Here is a 16420-nt window from a genome sequence, read left to right on the forward strand (position 1 = left end):
TCTAGAGGTGTATTCAGGTTTTAAGTGCCTGATTTTATTTAAGTTTTTAGGTAGGAATAGCGTATGAGCAACGGTCTGTATCGCGCGGATGAATTTAAAGATAACTGCGGTTTTGGTCTAATGGCCCACATGCAGGGCGAAGCAAGTCATAAGGTACTTGATAACGCCATTGAAGCATTGGCCTGCATGACTCACCGTGGTGGTATTGCAGCGGATGGTAAGACGGGTGATGGCTGTGGTCTGTTGATGCAGATGCCACGCGATTTCATGCGTGCAGCCGCTAAGAATGAGTTGAATGTCGACCTAACTGACACCTTTGCTGTTGGCATGGTATTCCTATCTAAGGATGCCGCGGCGGCTGACAATGCTCGTACTGTCATGAATCGCGAACTTGAAGCGCAGGGCCTTACCGTTGCTGGCTGGCGTGTAGTTCCGACGGATGACAGCTGCCTTGGTCCTATCGCGAAAGAGACGCTTCCACAGATCGAACAAGTTCTGATCAATGTGTCAGACATGGATGCAAAAGCGCTTGAAGTTGCGCTGTTTGTGGCTCGCCGTAAAGTTGAGATCGCTCTGTCTGATGATGCAGATTTCTACATCTGTACCCTATCTGAGCGCGTGATCAGCTACAAAGGCTTGATGATGCCGGTCGATCTTCCTGTGTTCTATAAAGACCTTGCAGATCCTGAGTTGAAGACAGCGGTGTGTACCTACCACCAGCGCTTCTCAACGAACACAGCACCGCGCTGGCCTCTTGCACAGCCATTCCGTTTCCTTGCCCACAATGGCGAGATCAACACGGTTGAAGGTAACCGCAACTGGGCACGTGCTCGCGCCTCTAAATTTGCTACTCCATTGATTCCAAATCTTGATGAGCTACAGCCAATCGTTAACACCACCGGCTCTGACTCGTCATCAATGGATAACATGATCGAATTCCTACTGGTTGGTGGTATCGATATCTACCGCGCGGTTCGTATGATCATTCCACCTGCGTGGCAGAACGTTGACACCATGGACACTGAGCTACGTGCATTCTACGAGTACAACTCGATGCACATGGAAGCTTGGGATGGTCCTGCTGGTATGGTTATGACTGACGGTCGTTACGCGGTCTGTCTTCTAGACCGTAACGGTCTTCGTCCATCTCGTTGGGTGATGACCAAAGATGGCATGATCTGTACCGCTTCTGAGATCGGTGTATTCAGCTACGAGCCAAGCGATATTGTTGCTCAAGGTCGTGTTGGACCGGGTCAGATTCTGGCAATCGATACAGAGACAGGTGATGTACTGCACACTGATGATGTCGATAATCGTCTTAAGAAGGCACAGCCTTACAAGCAGTGGTTGAAAGAGAACACACTGCGTCTAGAGAACACGATGAATCTTTCCGTTGAAGCGGAAGCGCTCAGTGATATGTCTCCAGAAGAGACCAAGACTTACATGAAGATGTTCAATGTAAGTTTTGAAGAGCGTGACCAGGTGCTTCGTCCGTTGGGCGAAAGTGGCATGGAAGCGGTTGGCTCAATGGGTGATGACAAGCCGATGGCCGTGTTATCAGAGAAGATTCGTTCGCCATACGATTACTTCCGTCAGCAGTTTGCTCAGGTGACCAACCCACCAATCGACCCACTACGTGAAGCGATCGTGATGTCACTAGAGACCTGCCTAGGTCGTGAGCAAAACGTATTTGAAGAGACTGCGGATCACGCTCGTCGTGTTGTATTGACGATGCCAGTACTCTCTGCAAGCAAGTTCTACCGTATTCGTGACAACGATGAAAAAGGGTTTGAAGTTGCTGTTATCGATCTTAACTACAACCCAGAAGAGTTATCGCTTGATAAAGCGATCGTTGCTGTCTGTGATAAGGCTGAAGCTGAGGTTCGTGCTGGAAAATCGATCATCATCCTATCGGATGCCAACATCGAGAAGGGTAAGTTACCTATCCATGCAGCAATGGCGACGGGTGCTGTTCACCACCGTCTAATCGATACTGGTATCCGTACTGATGCCAACATCATTGTAGAGACGGGTACAGCTCGTGACCCACACCACTTCGCAGTGCTATTCGGTTTTGGTGCAACCGCGGTCTACCCATACTTGGCTTACCGTGTGCTGACTGATCTTTGTCGCACTGGTGAGATGCTACAAGATGCTCTACAAAGCCATGAGAACTACCGTAAAGGTATTGATAAAGGCCTGTTCAAGATCTTGTCTAAGATGGGTATCTCGACCATCGCGTCGTACCGTGGTGCTCAGTTGTTTGAAGCGATCGGTCTTAGTGATGAAGTGGTTGATCTCTGTTTCAAAGGGGTTACTAGCCGTATTCAGGGCTCTAAATTTGCTCACTTTGAAGAGGACCAAGCGGCGTTGGCTAAAACAGCCTTCATCGCACGTAAGCCAATCACTGATGGCGGTCTACTGAAGTACAAGTTTGGTGGTGAGTACCATGCTTACAACCCAGACGTGGTACAAGCAATCCACGAAGCGGTTAAGTCGGGTGATCAGAAGCACTACGACCGTTACGCTAAACTGGTTAACGAACGTGGCATCGCGACGATTCGTGACATGCTTAAGCTTAAAGATGTCACTCCGATTAGTATTGATGAAGTAGAACCCGCTGAAGCGATTTACCCACGTTTTGATACAGCGGCAATGTCGCTCGGTGCACTCTCTCCAGAGGCGCATGAAGCTCTAGCTGTTGCTATGAACGAACTGGGCGGTCGCTCTAACTCAGGTGAGGGTGGTGAAGACCCTGTCCGTCACGGCACCATTAAGCGCTCTAAGATCAAGCAGATCGCATCGGGCCGTTTTGGTGTGACACCGGAATACCTGGTGAATGCTGATGTTATGCAGATTAAAGTGGCTCAGGGCGCGAAACCAGGTGAAGGTGGTCAGCTACCAGGTGGTAAGGTTAACAGCCTAATCGCGCGCCTACGTTACTCGGTGCCAGGTGTGACATTGATCTCGCCTCCACCGCATCACGATATCTACTCGATCGAGGATTTGGCGCAGCTTATTTTCGACCTTAAACAGGTGAATCCTGAAGGTCTGGTCTCTGTGAAGCTCGTTTCTCGTCCAGGTGTCGGTACCATTGCCTGTGGTGTAGCAAAAGCCTACGCAGATTTGATCACAATTTCTGGTTACGACGGTGGTACTGCGGCATCACCTCTAACATCGATTCACTACGCAGGTTCACCTTGGGAACTTGGTCTAGCCGATACTCACCAGTCACTGCGCGGTAACCACCTGCGTGGTGCGATTCGTCTGCAGACAGACGGTGGTTTGAAAACGGGTCTAGACGTTGTTAAAGGCGCGCTACTGGGTGCAGAGAGCTTCGGTTTCGGTACCATGCCAATGGTTGCATTGGGTTGTAAGTACCTACGTATCTGTCACTTGAACAACTGTGCGACCGGTGTTGCGACGCAGAATGATCGTCTACGTAGCGATCACTTCCGCGGTACTGTAGAGATGGTTAAGAACTACTTCCGCTTTGTGGCAGAAGAGGTTCGTCAGATCATGGCTCAGCTGGGTCTGCGCACTGTCGAAGAGATGGTTGGCCGTGTTGATCTACTAGAGATCATTGAAGGCAAAACAGATCGTCAGAAATCACTGGATCTTTCGCCACTCATCAGCGATGCCGGTGTGCCAGCAGATCGTCCACAGACGGTTCAGCAAGAGCGCAACGTTCCGTTTGATGAAGGCCGTCTAAACACTGACATGTTAGCGATGGCGCAAGCTGCAATCGATTCAGCAGCCGGCGGTGAGTTTGAACTGACAATCACTAACTGTGACCGTTCAGTGGGCGCACGCACCTCGGGTGCTATCGCTAAGAAACACGGCAACTTGGGCATGGAAAACAACCCAATTACCTTTAAGTTCCGTGGCCATGCAGGTCAATCATTCGGTGTCTGGAACGCCGGTGGTCAGAACCTTCTTCTAGAGGGTGATGCGAACGACTACGTTGGTAAAGGCATGGCGGGCGGTAAGATCGTCATCAAACCATTCTCAGAAGTGACTTACGCCTCACAAGAGACTGCGATTATCGGTAACACCTGTCTATACGGTGCAACAGGCGGTAAGTTGTTCGCAGCGGGCTGTGCAGGTGAACGTTTCGGTGTTCGTAACTCAGGTGTACACGCCGTGGTTGAAGGCGCCGGTGATCACTGTTGTGAGTACATGACAGGCGGTTTGGTAACGGTTCTGGGTGATACAGGTTACAACTTTGGTGCAGGTATGACGGGCGGTTTCGCTTATGTACTGGATAAAGATCGTAGCTTCGTGGATAAGTACAACCACGAATTGGTTGATATTCACCGTATCCACACCGAGCACATGGAGCAGTACAAAAACCACCTACGCTCAGTGATCATCGAATTCGTTCGTGAAACGGGCAGTGCGTGGGGTCAGGAAATTCTTGATAACTACGAAGATTTCCTCGGCAGTTTCTGGCTGGTTAAGCCAAAAGCGGCGAGCCTAGATGTTCTGCTAAACAGCATGACACACGCTCCAGAGTAAGATTTAGGTTTATTAGATTATCGCCCAGATGCGTCTGGGCTTAGACAAGAGGTGGGACTATGACTACCCGTCTTCACAACAATTTTCAGTTTGTTGAAGTAGGCCGTAAGGGCCCAGAAAAGATCGAAGCAGAAGTACGCCGTGGCGAGTTTGCTGAGATCTATCAGCCGTTTGAACAAGAGGACGTTAATGCACAGGCACACCGTTGTCTTGAGTGTGGTAACCCATACTGTTCATGGAAGTGTCCGGTACACAACCACATCCCTAACTGGTTGAAACTGGTATCAGAGGGTAACTTGTTTGAAGCGGCTACTCTGTCGCACCAGACAAACTCACTGCCAGAAGTGTGTGGCCGTGTCTGCCCACAAGATCGCCTCTGTGAAGGTGCTTGTACACTCAACGAAGAGTTTGGTGCAGTGACCATCGGTTCGGTAGAAAAGTACATCACGGATACCGCTTTTGCTATGGGCTGGCGTCCAGACATGTCCAATGTAACCTGGACTGATAAGAAGGTTGCTGTCATCGGTGCAGGCCCTGCAGGTCTTGGTTGTGCCGACATCCTTGCGCGTAACGGCGTTAAGCCAGTGGTATTCGATCGTAACCCAGAGATCGGCGGTCTACTGACCTTCGGTATTCCTGAGTTTAAGCTTGAGAAAGATGTCATGGTTCAGCGTCGTGAGATCTTCGAAGCGATGGGTGTTGAGTTCAAACTGAACACTGAAGTGGGTAAAGACATCACGATGCAGGAACTGGTTGATCAGTTCGATGCAGTTTTCCTTGGCATGGGTACTTACACCTACATGAAGGGTGGTTTCCCAGGTGAAGACCTTGACGGTGTTTACGATGCACTGCCTTTCTTGATCTCTAACGTAAACCACTGCCGTGGCTACGAGAAAGATGCTTCTGAATACATCAGCATGGAAGGTAAGAGAGTTGTTGTGCTTGGTGGTGGTGACACTGCGATGGACTGTAACCGTACCTCGATCCGTCAAAAAGCGGCGAGCGTAACCTGTGCTTACCGCCGTGACGAAGAGAATATGCCAGGCTCTAAGCGCGAAGTCGAAAACGCGCGTGAAGAGGGCGTCAACTTCATGTTTAACCGTCAGCCCGTTGAAGTGGTTGGTGAGAACGGCAAAGTAACCGGTATCAAAGTGGTTACCACTCAGATGGGTGAGCCCGATGAGAACGGTCGTCGTCGCGCAGAAGTGGTCAAAGGTTCAGAAGAGATCCTACCTGCTGATGCGGTATTGGTTGCATTCGGTTTCCGTCCTAGCCCAGCGCCTTGGATGGCTGATTTCGGTATCAACCTTCACCAAGACGGTCGTGTCGATGCTGCACTAGAGGGTGATCGCCTGCCGTTCCAGACGTCAAACCCTAAAGTGTTTGCCGGTGGTGATATGGTGCGTGGCTCTGACCTGGTCGTAACCGCGATTTACGAAGGCCGTAACGCAGCTGAAGGTATTCTTGATTACCTAGAGGTTTAATCCTCGCTGATCTACATCAAAAGCCGCTGACCCCAGCGGCTTTTTATTAACTGCTTAACAGGCTCAAAGCAGGTACAATCTGCGCAGTTATTTTTAGGAATTTGCGAACATGTCTGAATTGAAAAATGATCGTTTTCTTCGTGCTCTATTGAAAGAGCCAGTCGATTACACGCCAGTATGGATGATGCGCCAGGCGGGTCGTTACCTTCCTGAGTACAAAGCAACACGCGCCCAGGCGGGTGACTTCATGTCACTCTGCATGAACAAAGATCTAGCCTGTGAGGTGACCATTCAACCTCTAGAGCGTTTCGATCTGGATGCGGCAATTCTATTCTCTGACATTCTGACTATTCCAGATGCGATGGGTCTAGGTCTCTACTTTGAAGCGGGTGAAGGCCCACGCTTTAAGAAAGAGGTACGCACAGAGGCAGACGTTGACGCGATTCCGGTTCCAGACCCAGTCAAAGATCTTGGCTACGTGATGGATGCGGTGAAGACCATTCGTTCCGAGTTGAACGGCCGTGTTCCTCTAATCGGCTTCTCTGGTAGCCCATGGACACTGGCGACTTACATGATCGAAGGGGGCTCTTCTAAAGACTTCCGTCACATCAAAGCGATGATGTATTCACAACCAGAAGTACTCCACAAATTGATGGATAAGCTTGCTGAGTCGGTCACGCTCTACCTAAATGAGCAGATTCGCAGCGGTGCTCAAGCGGTTCAGATCTTTGATACTTGGGGTGGTGCTCTGAGCGGTCCTATGTACCAAGCCTTCTCACTCGACTACATGAAGAAGATCGCCGATGGTCTGATTCGTGAATACGATGGTCGCAAAGTACCGGTGATCATGTTCACTAAGAACGGCGGTCAGTGGCTTGAGTCGATGGCTGATGCGGGTGCGGATGCACTGGGTCTTGATTGGACAACAGACATTGCAGATGCGCGTCGTCGTGTCGGTGATAAAGTGGCCCTGCAGGGCAACATGGATCCATCGGTACTTTATGCGCCGGCTGATACTATTCGCGCTGAAGTGAGCCGTATTCTTGAAGGTTACGGTTCGGGTACCGGTCACGTATTCAACCTTGGCCACGGTATTCACCAGTTTGTGAACCCAGATCATGCCAAAATCTTTGTCGATGCAGTGCATGAGCTGAGTGCCCCTTACCATAAATAAGAAGCGCCACAAATAAGAAGCACCAGGATTAAACTGAGACTGCGGTAGACGAGAGACGATGAAAAAACTGAGTGGGCTGTTTGAAAAAAACCGAGGCTGGTCGGAAAAGATCCACCGGGCTAATCCAGAGTTTTTCGCAACCTTGGCAGCACAGCAAGCACCGGAGTATCTCTGGATAGGCTGTGCTGACAGTCGCGTCCCTGCCAATGAGATCGTAGATCTCATGCCGGGCGAGCTGTTTGTTCACCGCAACGTCTCGAATCTTGTCGTTCACTCAGACATGAACTGTCTGTCGGTGATTCAATACGCAGTCGATGTATTGAAAGTCAAAGACATTATGGTCGTGGGTCACTACGGATGCGGTGGTGTCGTTGCCTCTATGGAAGATGAGCGTCACGGCCTAATCGATAACTGGCTAAGCCACATTCGTGATGTCTACTACAACCATCGCAAGTTCCTCGGTCAGTGGGAAGCGAAACCTTACCAGGTTGATCGTCTTTGTGAGCTGAACGTCGTCGAGCAGGCGCTCAATGTTTGTAACACCACCACGGTTACCGATGCTTGGGCGCGGGGGCAAGAGCTTAATGTGCACGGTTGGATCTACGGTCTCGGTGATGGCCTATTGCGTGATCTTGGCTTCACAGTCAGCAGTAAAGAGACAATCCGACCTACCTTTATCGATGCGGTCAATCTGATTGAGGCGAAAGGCAAGCAGGTTGAAGGTCACACCTGCAGTACCTTCTGCGATCACGATTAGATCGAGTAAACAGTAAAAAGCCCGCATCAGCGGGCTTTTTGTTGGCTCTTCTTCGTATTAGACGCTTGCTAATGCCTGATCAAGATCGGCAATCAGGTCGTCAACGTGCTCAATACCGATCGATAGGCGCACCATATCCTCAGTAACACCGGCAGAGGCTAATTCTTCGGCATTCAACTGACGGTGAGTCGTTTCGGCGGGGATAGAGGCGAGTGACTTACAGTCACCGATGTTCACTAGGCGCAGGAAGATCTGCAGAGCATCGTAGAATTTACGCGTTGCTTCACGTCCACCTTTGACACCAAAGCTCATGACACCAGACGCATTACCGTCCATGTACTTCTTAGCCAGTGCGTTATCTTGGTGCGAGGCAAGGCCTGCGTATTTCACCCAAGTTACCTGATCGTGATTCTCAAGGAACTCAGCGATTTTCTGTGCGTTTGAGCAGATGCGTTCCATACGCAGTGGCAAGGTCTCAATGCCCTGTAGCAACAAGAAGACGTTCATTGGTGAGATCGCTGCGCCGGTATTACGCAGAGGCACTACGCGACAGCGACCGATGAATGCAGCCGGACCAAAGGCTTCTGTGTAGACAACACCGTGGTAAGAGATGTCTGGTGTGTTAAGTAGTGGGAAGCGGTCCGCGTGCTCAGCCCAAGGGAAGTTGCCGGAATCGACAATCACACCACCAATGGAGTTGCCGTGGCCGCCGATGTATTTAGTGGCAGCAGTCACGATGATATCGGCACCCTGTTCAATGGGACGCCAAAGCGCAGGGCTTGGAACGGTGTTGTCACAGATCAGCGGGATGCCGTGACGGTGTGCGACCTCTGCCAGTGCTTCGATGTCTGCAACACGGCCCGATGGGTTGCCAACCGATTCACAGTAGAGCGCTTTGGTACGCGCATCAATTTTAGATTCGATGGCGGCTATGTCATTGCTGGCTACAAAGCGTACCTCAATGCCTTGGCGTGGCAGTGTGTGTGCAAATAGGTTGTAGGTACCGCCGTAAAGATCGCTGGCCGAGATGATGTTGTCACCGACTTCGGCAATGGTCTGAATGGCGTAAGTGATCGCTGCCATACCTGAAGCGACGGCAAGACCGGCAATGCCACCTTCTAGCGCTGCGACACGCTGCTCTAAAACGTCAGTCGTTGGGTTCATGATGCGCGTATAGATGTTGCCGACTACTTTAAGGTCGAATAGGTCAGCGCCATGCTGTGCGTCGTCAAAAGCGTAAGAGGTTGTCTGGTAGATAGGTACCGCAACCGACTTGGTGGTTGGATCGATTTGATAGCCCGCGTGTACCGCTTGTGTTTCCAATTTCATTTATCTTTCCTTCTCTTCTTATTGATCTACGCTTAATGCAAAATAGATAGACATTTTGTACGCGTAATCCAAACCTTACGCAACTTCTATGGAGTAATAACCTTATATGGCAAAGGCAAAGTTAGCCTACGTCTGCGACGAGTGCGGAGCTGATTACAGTAAATGGCAAGGGCAATGTACTGCCTGTAAAGCTTGGAACTCATTGAAAGAGGTGCGTCTTGGCTCTGCACCGGCAGGTGGTGCTCAGGCTGCCGTGCGTCGTCAGGGTTATGCCGGTGAAGCGGGTCAGTCGAAAGTGGTGAGCCTCTCAGAGGTGGAGCTGAAAGCGACAGATCGTATCAGCAGTAAGATCGGTGAATTGGACCGAGTCCTAGGGGGCGGCTTAGTACCTGGATCTGCCGTGTTGATCGGTGGGCATCCCGGTGCCGGTAAATCGACCCTGTTGTTACAAACCATGGCCGCACTGGTGGCCGATATGCCAGCACTCTATGTGACCGGTGAGGAGTCACTGCAACAGGTCGCCATGCGTGCTAAACGCTTAGGCCTAGCAGTTGGGGATCTGAAGATGCTCTCTGAGACCTCTGTCGAGACTATCTGTGATGTGGCGGATCAACTCAAGCCTAAGGTGTTAGTCATCGACTCTATTCAGGTGATGCACGTTTCCGATGTCCAGTCTGCACCAGGTTCTGTATCTCAGGTTCGTGAAAGTGCGGCCTATTTAACGCGTTACGCCAAACAGACGGGCACGGTGATCTTTCTGGTAGGCCACGTGACCAAAGATGGCTCATTGGCCGGCCCCAAAGTACTTGAGCATATGATCGACTGTTCACTGCAACTAGAGGGCGAGAGCGACAGCCGATTCCGCACACTGCGCAGCCATAAAAACCGTTTTGGCGCCGTTAATGAGTTGGGTGTGTTTGCCATGCTCGAGACGGGGTTAAAAGAGGTTAAGAACCCCAGCTCTATCTTTCTAAGTCGTGATGATAATGCAAGGCCGGGCAGTGTCGTGATGGTCGTCTGGGAGGGCACCCGTCCGATGCTGGTCGAGCTTCAAGCACTAGTCGACACGTCGCACCACTCCAACCCTAAACGTGTGGCCGTGGGGATGGACCAAAATCGACTGGCGATGCTGTTAGCGGTATTGAACCGTCATGGTGGATTAATGACCGGTGATCAAGATGTGTTTATCAACGTGGTTGGCGGCATACGAGTCATGGAGACCAGCGCGGATTTGGCGCTATTAACGGCGATTGTCTCCAGTTTTCGTGATAAGTCACTGCCAACCGACTTGATCGTCTTTGGTGAAGTTGGCTTGTCCGGTGAGATTCGTCCAGTGCCAAACGGGCAGGAGCGAATTAAAGAGGCGGCTAAACACGGCTTTACTCGTGCGATTGTGCCCAAAGGTAATAAGCCAAAAGAGAACGTTCCGGGTATGAAGATCATCGCCGTTGAGCGCCTCTCAGAAGCGCTGGACTCTATCTAATCTGAGTATGCATTGATGATTTCACAACAGGTACAACATCTACTCTCATGGTTAACCAATTATCATGAGCTTGGCACAAGGGTTGTCATCGCTGTGGTTGGCCCGCCCGGTGCCGGCAAGTCGACGCTCTCTGAGGAGCTGGTCGACACTTACAATAACACCAAAGGGGATGGACACGCCGCTGTTATCCCAATGGATGGGTTTCATCTAACCAATGAGGTCCTGATCGAACGAGGTCGTTTAGATCGAAAGGGTGCTCCAGACACCTTCGATGTAGAGGGATTGATCAGCCTGGTACGACGTATTAAACAAGCGGATGCTGATGTACGTTACCCAATTTTTGATCGCTCAATTGAGGCGAGTCATATCGATGCGGGTCTTCTGCCTAAAGGGTGTGAAGTGGTCGTAGTAGAGGGTAACTACCTTCTACTAGACGAGGCGCCTTGGTCAGAGTTAGCCCCCTATTTTGATCTGACAGTGTTCACATCACCCACATTTGAAGAGCTGGAACGTCGTCTGATCCAGCGTTGGTTAGATCATGGCTACACACAACAGCAGGCTGAGCAAAAAGCTTGGAACAACGACCTTCCGAACGCCAAAACGGTGGTAGAACGAAGCCGAAAGGCAGATCTGGTTTTTGATCAGGATTGAGAGATAAAAAAAGCCGCTGAGAAGCGGCTTTTTTGATGGTGGCAGGAGCTTAGCTCATGCGGCGATACTTGATACGCTCTGGCTGGTGATCCTTGCCGAAGCGTTTCTTGTAGTCTTCCGCGTACTCAGTGTAGTTGCCTTCGAAGAAGGTTACCTGTGAATCACCTTCGTAGGCAATCATGTGAGTACAGATACGGTCAAGGAACCAACGGTCGTGGGAAATGACTACCGCAGAACCTGGGAAGGCTAGAATCGCCTCCTCAAGCGCACGTAGCGTTTCGATATCCAGGTCGTTAGTCGGCTCATCGAGAAGCAGCACGTTGCCACCCTCTTTAAGCAGTTTCGCCATATGCAGACGGTTACGCTCACCACCTGAGAGATCTTTCACAAACTTCTGTTGATCGGAGCCGCGGAAATTGAAACGACCACAATAGGCACGTGAGGGGGTGGTGTAGTTGCCGACCGTGATCATATCTGAACCGTCAGAGATCTCTTCGAATACGGTCTTGTTGCCATCTAATTCACGAGACTGGTTAACGTAAGCTAGCTTTACTGTTGAACCAAGCTCTACAGAGCCTGAATCTGGCTGCTCTTCACCGGCAATCATGCGGAATAGAGTCGATTTACCGGCCCCGTTAGGGCCGATGATGCCGACGATTGCACCCGGTGGGATGGAGAAGTTTAGGTTCTCGAATAGCAACTTGTCGCCGTAGCTCTTAGTCACGTTATTCAGTTCGATCACCTTGTCACCTAGGCGTGGGCCAGGTGGAATGTAGATCTCTTGTGTCTCGTTACGAGTCTGAAACTCTTTAGAGTTCATCTCTTCGAACTGCTTCAAACGCGCTTTCGATTTCGATTGACGACCTTTAGCGCCTTGGCGAACCCACTCAAGTTCCGCTTTGATCGCTTTCTGGTGAGCCGCTTCTTGTTTCGCTTCTTGCTCTAAACGTGCATCTTTCTGCTCTAGCCATGAGCTGTAGTTGCCTTCCCATGGAATACCATGGCCACGGTCCAGTTCAAGAATCCAACCGGCTGCGTTATCAAGGAAGTAACGGTCGTGGGTAATCGCAACCACGGTACCTGGGTACTCCTGAAGGAAGCGTTCGATCCAAGCGATCGACTCGGCATCCAAGTGGTTGGTCGGCTCGTCGAGTAGCAGCATGTCTGGGTGATCAAGCAGCAAACGACACAGAGCCACTCGGCGACGCTCACCACCGGAAAGGTGCTTAACTTCAGCATCCCAAGGGGGTAGACGCATCGCATCGGCCGCACGCTCTAATGCTGTATCAAGGTTGTGACCATCTTTGGCCGTGATAAGGTTCTCTAGTTCGCCTTGGCGTTTCGCTAGGGCATCAAAATCTGCATCTGGGTCAGCGTATGCTGCGTAGACTTCGTCCAGCTCAGCCATAGCGCCTTTAACATCGGCCACCGCCTCTTCGATCACTTCACGAACGGTTTTTATCTCATCCAGCTCAGGCTCCTGCGGTAGGTAACCGACGTTAATGCCGGGCATTGGGCGCGCTTCACCGATGTAATCCTGATCAACGCCTGCCATGATTTTTAGCAGCGTTGATTTACCTGCACCGTTAAGACCGAGGACACCGATCTTCGCGCCAGGGAAAAAGGATAGAGAGATATCTTTAAGAATTTCGCGTTTAGGTGGGACCACCTTACCAACGCGGTTCATTGAGTAGACAAACTGTGCCATGTGTTGATTCCTAGCAAAATATCTGGGCTACAACGCCGTTGCATGACCCATTTAAAAAGGTTGCGCAGAGTATACCAGATAGGGGGCGGTCAAATCACAGGGCGGCACACTTAAACTTGAGAACAATTGCAGGTTGACCTGATCGCTTTTCAAGTGATTTTTCTACCCGTTTTGCCTTATAATGCGCGCCATCAAAATCTTTCGAGCTGACCAGGCTTCTCGATTGCAGCCAAAGTCGTCAGATCGTTGAACCAATACAGGGGATCTCCATGTTTAGTAAGGATATGAACATCGCTAGCTACGATGCAGAACTTTGGGCAGCAATGCAGTCTGAAGAGACGCGTCAAGAAGAGCACATCGAGCTCATTGCGTCAGAGAACTACACCAGCCCACGTGTTATGGAAGCGCAGGGTTCAGTTCTTACTAACAAGTACGCGGAAGGTTACCCAGGCAAACGTTACTACGGCGGTTGTGAGTACGTTGATAAAGCAGAAACGCTTGCGATTGAGCGTGCTAAAGAGCTTTTCGGTGCAACGTTTGCAAACGTTCAGCCACACTCAGGTTCACAAGCTAACGCGGCTGTATTTATGGCGCTTTGTAAAGCCGGCGATACTATTTTGGGTATGAGCCTTGCACACGGTGGTCACTTGACTCACGGTGCTGCAGTCTCTTTCTCAGGCCGTATCTACAATGCCTTCCAGTACGGTCTTGATGAGAACGGTGACCTAGACTACGCGGAAGTTGAGCGTCTTGCTCTAGAAAATAAACCGAAAATGATCATTGCCGGTTTCTCTGCTTACTCGCGTGTCGTTGATTGGGCTAAGTTCCGTGAAATCGCTGACAAAGTGGGTGCATACCTATTTGTCGATATGGCACACATTGCAGGCCTAGTGGCTGCTGGCGTTTACCCAAGCCCACTGCCATACGCTGACGTCGTGACAACAACGACTCACAAAACACTGGGCGGACCACGTGGTGGTTTGATTCTATCTGCGCGCGCTGATGAAGAGCTGCAGAAGAAACTGAACTTTGCGGTATTCCCAGAGTCTCAGGGCGGTCCATTGATGCACGTTATCGCGGCTAAGGCTGTCTGCTTCAAAGAGGCGATGGAGCCAGAGTGGAAAGCGTACCAAGCACAGGTTGTTAAGAATGCACAGGCGATGGCTGAAGTATTCCAGCAGCGTGGCTTTGATGTCGTTTCTGGCGGTACTGATGACCACCTATTCCTACTGAGCCTAATTGGCAAAGAGTACAGCGGTAAAGATGCTGATGCGGCACTAGGTCGTGCTAACATCACTGTGAACAAGAACTCGGTTCCAAACGACCCACGTTCACCGTTCGTCACTTCAGGTCTACGTATCGGTACTCCAGCCGTTACTCGTCGTGGCTTCAAAGAGGCTGAAGTGGCTGAGCTAACTAACTGGATCTGTGACGTGCTTGAGAACATCGACAATGATGATGTGATCAACCGCGTGAAAGAGCAGGTTAAAGCGATCTGCGCGAAGTACCCAGTTTACGCTTAATCGTGGATTTGAGAGTTCGCTCTCAACCGCATAGAATATCGAGGGCAGCATTGAGCTGCCCTTTTTCGCTCTTTTAACAGCACTGAGAGGCCAATATGCATTGTCCCTACTGTGGCGCATCGGACACCAAAGTGAACGACTCAAGACTGATCTCAGAAGGTCAGCAGGTTCGTCGTCGTCGCGAATGCGTGAGCTGTCATGAGCGATTCACCACCTTTGAAGCGGCTGAACTGTTAATGCCGCGTCTGATTAAGAATGATGGCAGTCGCCAGCCGTTCGACGAAGAGAAACTCCGTTCAGGTATTACACGTTCCCTAGAGAAGCGCCCTGTCAGTATTGAACAGATTGAAGCCTGTTTGAACCGTGTAAAGCAGCGTTTGCGTGCACCGGGAGAGCGTGAAATTGAGTCAAAACTGGTCGGCGAAGCGGTCATGGCTGAACTGCGTAAGCTTGATCAGGTCGCTTACGTTCGTTTTGCTTCGGTCTACCGTGACTTCCAAGACATCAATGAGTTTAAACTTGAAATTGAGCGTCTAGCTGAGCCCGAAGTAGTTGAGACTAAAAGTGCCTCGAAATCGGCACTGACGGCTAACGCCCAACCAGAACCTAAATCGAAACCGAGTCGTAAATCTCGTCAGAAAAAACAGGAGCCACAGGTTCCAGATAGTCCAGATCTGTTTGGAGACGAGCTACTTTGAGTTTTACGATCGAAGATCGCCAGTACATGGCAAGAGCCATACAGCTGGCGGCTAAAGGCACCTACACCACAGACCCTAACCCCAGAGTCGGCTGTGTATTGGTGCGCGATGGTGTGATTATCGGCGAGGGTTACCACCAGCGCGCCGGTGAGGGCCATGCAGAAGTCAACGCGTTAAAAGCGGCCGGTGATGCAACCGGTGCGACTGCCTATGTCACTCTGGAACCCTGCAGCCACTTTGGTCGGACGCCACCCTGCTCTCAAGGACTCATCGACGCCGGAGTGACTCGTGTCGTTGCGGCCATGGTTGATCCAAACCCTGAAGTCGCCGGAAAAGGCATTGCAATGTTGAAAGCGGCGGGCATCGATGCGGCTGCCGGGTTACTTGAGAGTGAAGCGCGGGCACTGAATCCTGGGTTTCTTTCCAGAATGGAGCGCGGCCGTCCTTTTGTTAGATTGAAACTTGCTACCAGTATTGATGGACGAACGGCCATGGCATCGGGTGAGTCGCAGTGGATCACTGGCCCTGAAGCGCGAGCCGATGTGCAACGACTGCGAGCCCGCAGTAGTGCAGTGATTACCGGGGTCGGATCGGTTCTACAAGATGATTCTGCTTTGACGGTTCGGGAAGCTCAGTTGCCGGCATCGGTTGTGCCGCTGACTGAAGGTCGTCAACCCTTGCGCGTGGTACTGGATTCGCAGGGCAGGCTGCCAGCCTCAGCACAGATGCTGGCGCTGCCTGGCAGAACCTTGCAGGTTGTCGCTGCAAACAACTGCAACCCACTTGAGGGTGCTGAGCAGGTTCAACTAGCGAATGAAGCAGGGCGTATCGATTTGCCACAGTTGCTTAGCTATTTGGCGGAAAAAGAGTCCTGTAATGAGGTGTTGGTTGAGTGTGGCGCCCAGTTAGCCGGTGCCATGCTAGCAGCAGGGTTAGTAGATGAGTTGGTTCACTATATGGCACCTAAATTGATGGGGTCTGATGCCCGCCCTCTAGCTGAGCTTCCATTAACTGAGATGTCTGAAGCGATCGAGATGAAACTGAAAGATGTCCGACGGTTTGGTCATGATCTTCGCATGACCTGGACAGTTTAGG

Annotated in this window: 10 protein-coding genes and 1 pseudogene; 9 read left to right on the forward strand and 2 right to left on the reverse strand. The window is 51.0% G+C overall.

Features of this window, described 5'->3' with window-relative positions; all coding sequences use genetic code 11:
• Positions 1 to 63 precede the first annotated feature (63 nt).
• The 4 genes from gltB (at position 64) to can (ending at position 7933) form a co-directional block, all read left to right on the forward strand.
• Positions 64 to 4518 carry a glutamate synthase large subunit gene (gltB, locus tag XMA127_RS00505; RefSeq protein WP_173480112.1) on the forward strand — a complete coding sequence of 1485 codons (4455 nt, stop codon included), beginning with the start codon at positions 64 to 66 and terminating at the stop codon, positions 4516 to 4518.
• A gap of 59 nt (positions 4519 to 4577) precedes the next feature.
• On the forward strand, positions 4578 to 6002 hold the full coding sequence (locus XMA127_RS00510; RefSeq protein WP_173484442.1) for an FAD-dependent oxidoreductase: 1425 nt from the start codon (positions 4578 to 4580) through the stop codon (positions 6000 to 6002).
• 109 nt (positions 6003 to 6111) lie between these two features.
• The gene (hemE, locus tag XMA127_RS00515; protein ID WP_173480114.1) at positions 6112 to 7176 is read left to right on the forward strand and encodes a uroporphyrinogen decarboxylase; all 1065 of its coding nucleotides are present in this window, start codon (positions 6112 to 6114) and stop codon (positions 7174 to 7176) included.
• 58 nt (positions 7177 to 7234) lie between these two features.
• Entirely contained in the window at positions 7235 to 7933 is a 699-nt protein-coding gene (can, locus tag XMA127_RS00520; protein ID WP_173484443.1) for a carbonate dehydratase, read from the forward strand.
• Positions 7934 to 7990: 57 nt separating this feature from the next.
• Here the strand turns inward: can and XMA127_RS00525 are convergent, their stop codons facing one another.
• Complete coding sequence (locus XMA127_RS00525) at positions 7991 to 9262, reverse strand: O-acetylhomoserine aminocarboxypropyltransferase/cysteine synthase family protein (protein WP_173482761.1); 1272 nt, start codon at positions 9260 to 9262, stop codon at positions 7991 to 7993.
• A gap of 106 nt (positions 9263 to 9368) precedes the next feature.
• Here XMA127_RS00525 and radA point away from each other — a divergent pair, with 106 nt between their 5' ends.
• On the forward strand, positions 9369 to 10745 hold the full coding sequence (gene radA / locus XMA127_RS00530; RefSeq protein ID WP_173484444.1) for a DNA repair protein RadA: 1377 nt from the start codon (positions 9369 to 9371) through the stop codon (positions 10743 to 10745).
• Between the two features lie 15 nt (positions 10746 to 10760).
• Complete coding sequence (locus XMA127_RS00535) at positions 10761 to 11396, forward strand: nucleoside triphosphate hydrolase (protein WP_173484445.1); 636 nt, start codon at positions 10761 to 10763, stop codon at positions 11394 to 11396.
• A 49-nt stretch (positions 11397 to 11445) separates the two neighbouring features.
• Here the strand turns inward: XMA127_RS00535 and ettA are convergent, their stop codons facing one another.
• Positions 11446 to 13104: an energy-dependent translational throttle protein EttA gene (ettA, locus tag XMA127_RS00540; RefSeq protein WP_173484446.1), complete on the reverse strand. Its 1659-nt coding sequence runs from the start codon at positions 13102 to 13104 to the stop codon at positions 11446 to 11448.
• Positions 13105 to 13373: 269 nt separating this feature from the next.
• Here ettA and glyA point away from each other — a divergent pair, with 269 nt between their 5' ends.
• From glyA to ribD, 3 genes and pseudogenes are all read left to right on the forward strand, one after another.
• Positions 13374 to 14627 (forward strand): serine hydroxymethyltransferase, encoded by a 1254-nt coding sequence (glyA, locus tag XMA127_RS00545; RefSeq protein WP_173480128.1) that lies wholly within the window; start codon positions 13374 to 13376, stop codon positions 14625 to 14627.
• A 95-nt stretch (positions 14628 to 14722) separates the two neighbouring features.
• A pseudogene (nrdR, locus tag XMA127_RS00550) lies at positions 14723 to 15184 on the forward strand (transcriptional regulator NrdR); the annotation flags it as partial.
• 137 nt (positions 15185 to 15321) lie between these two features.
• Complete coding sequence (gene ribD / locus XMA127_RS00555; protein WP_254448369.1) at positions 15322 to 16419, forward strand: bifunctional diaminohydroxyphosphoribosylaminopyrimidine deaminase/5-amino-6-(5-phosphoribosylamino)uracil reductase RibD; 1098 nt, start codon at positions 15322 to 15324, stop codon at positions 16417 to 16419.
• Position 16420: the final 1 nt, after the last annotated feature.

Origin of the sequence: Marinobacterium sp. xm-a-127 (assembly GCF_013283425.1) — a bacterium.
GTDB lineage: Bacteria > Pseudomonadota > Gammaproteobacteria > Pseudomonadales > Balneatricaceae > Marinobacterium_E.

Bases quoted from the DNA above. Each gene is read 5' to 3' on its own strand.
- gltB (WP_173480112.1), top strand. From the start codon at position 64: ATGAGCAACGGTCTGTATCGCGCGGATGAATTTAAAGATAACTGCGGT.
- XMA127_RS00510 (WP_173484442.1), top strand. From the start codon at position 4,578: ATGACTACCCGTCTTCACAACAATTTTCAGTTTGTTGAAGTAGGCCGT.
- hemE (WP_173480114.1), top strand. From the start codon at position 6,112: ATGTCTGAATTGAAAAATGATCGTTTTCTTCGTGCTCTATTGAAAGAG.
- can (WP_173484443.1), top strand. From the start codon at position 7,235: ATGAAAAAACTGAGTGGGCTGTTTGAAAAAAACCGAGGCTGGTCGGAA.
- XMA127_RS00525 (WP_173482761.1), bottom strand. From the start codon at position 9,262: ATGAAATTGGAAACACAAGCGGTACACGCGGGCTATCAAATCGATCCA.
- radA (WP_173484444.1), top strand. From the start codon at position 9,369: ATGGCAAAGGCAAAGTTAGCCTACGTCTGCGACGAGTGCGGAGCTGAT.
- XMA127_RS00535 (WP_173484445.1), top strand. From the start codon at position 10,761: ATGATTTCACAACAGGTACAACATCTACTCTCATGGTTAACCAATTAT.
- ettA (WP_173484446.1), bottom strand. From the start codon at position 13,104: ATGGCACAGTTTGTCTACTCAATGAACCGCGTTGGTAAGGTGGTCCCA.
- glyA (WP_173480128.1), top strand. From the start codon at position 13,374: ATGTTTAGTAAGGATATGAACATCGCTAGCTACGATGCAGAACTTTGG.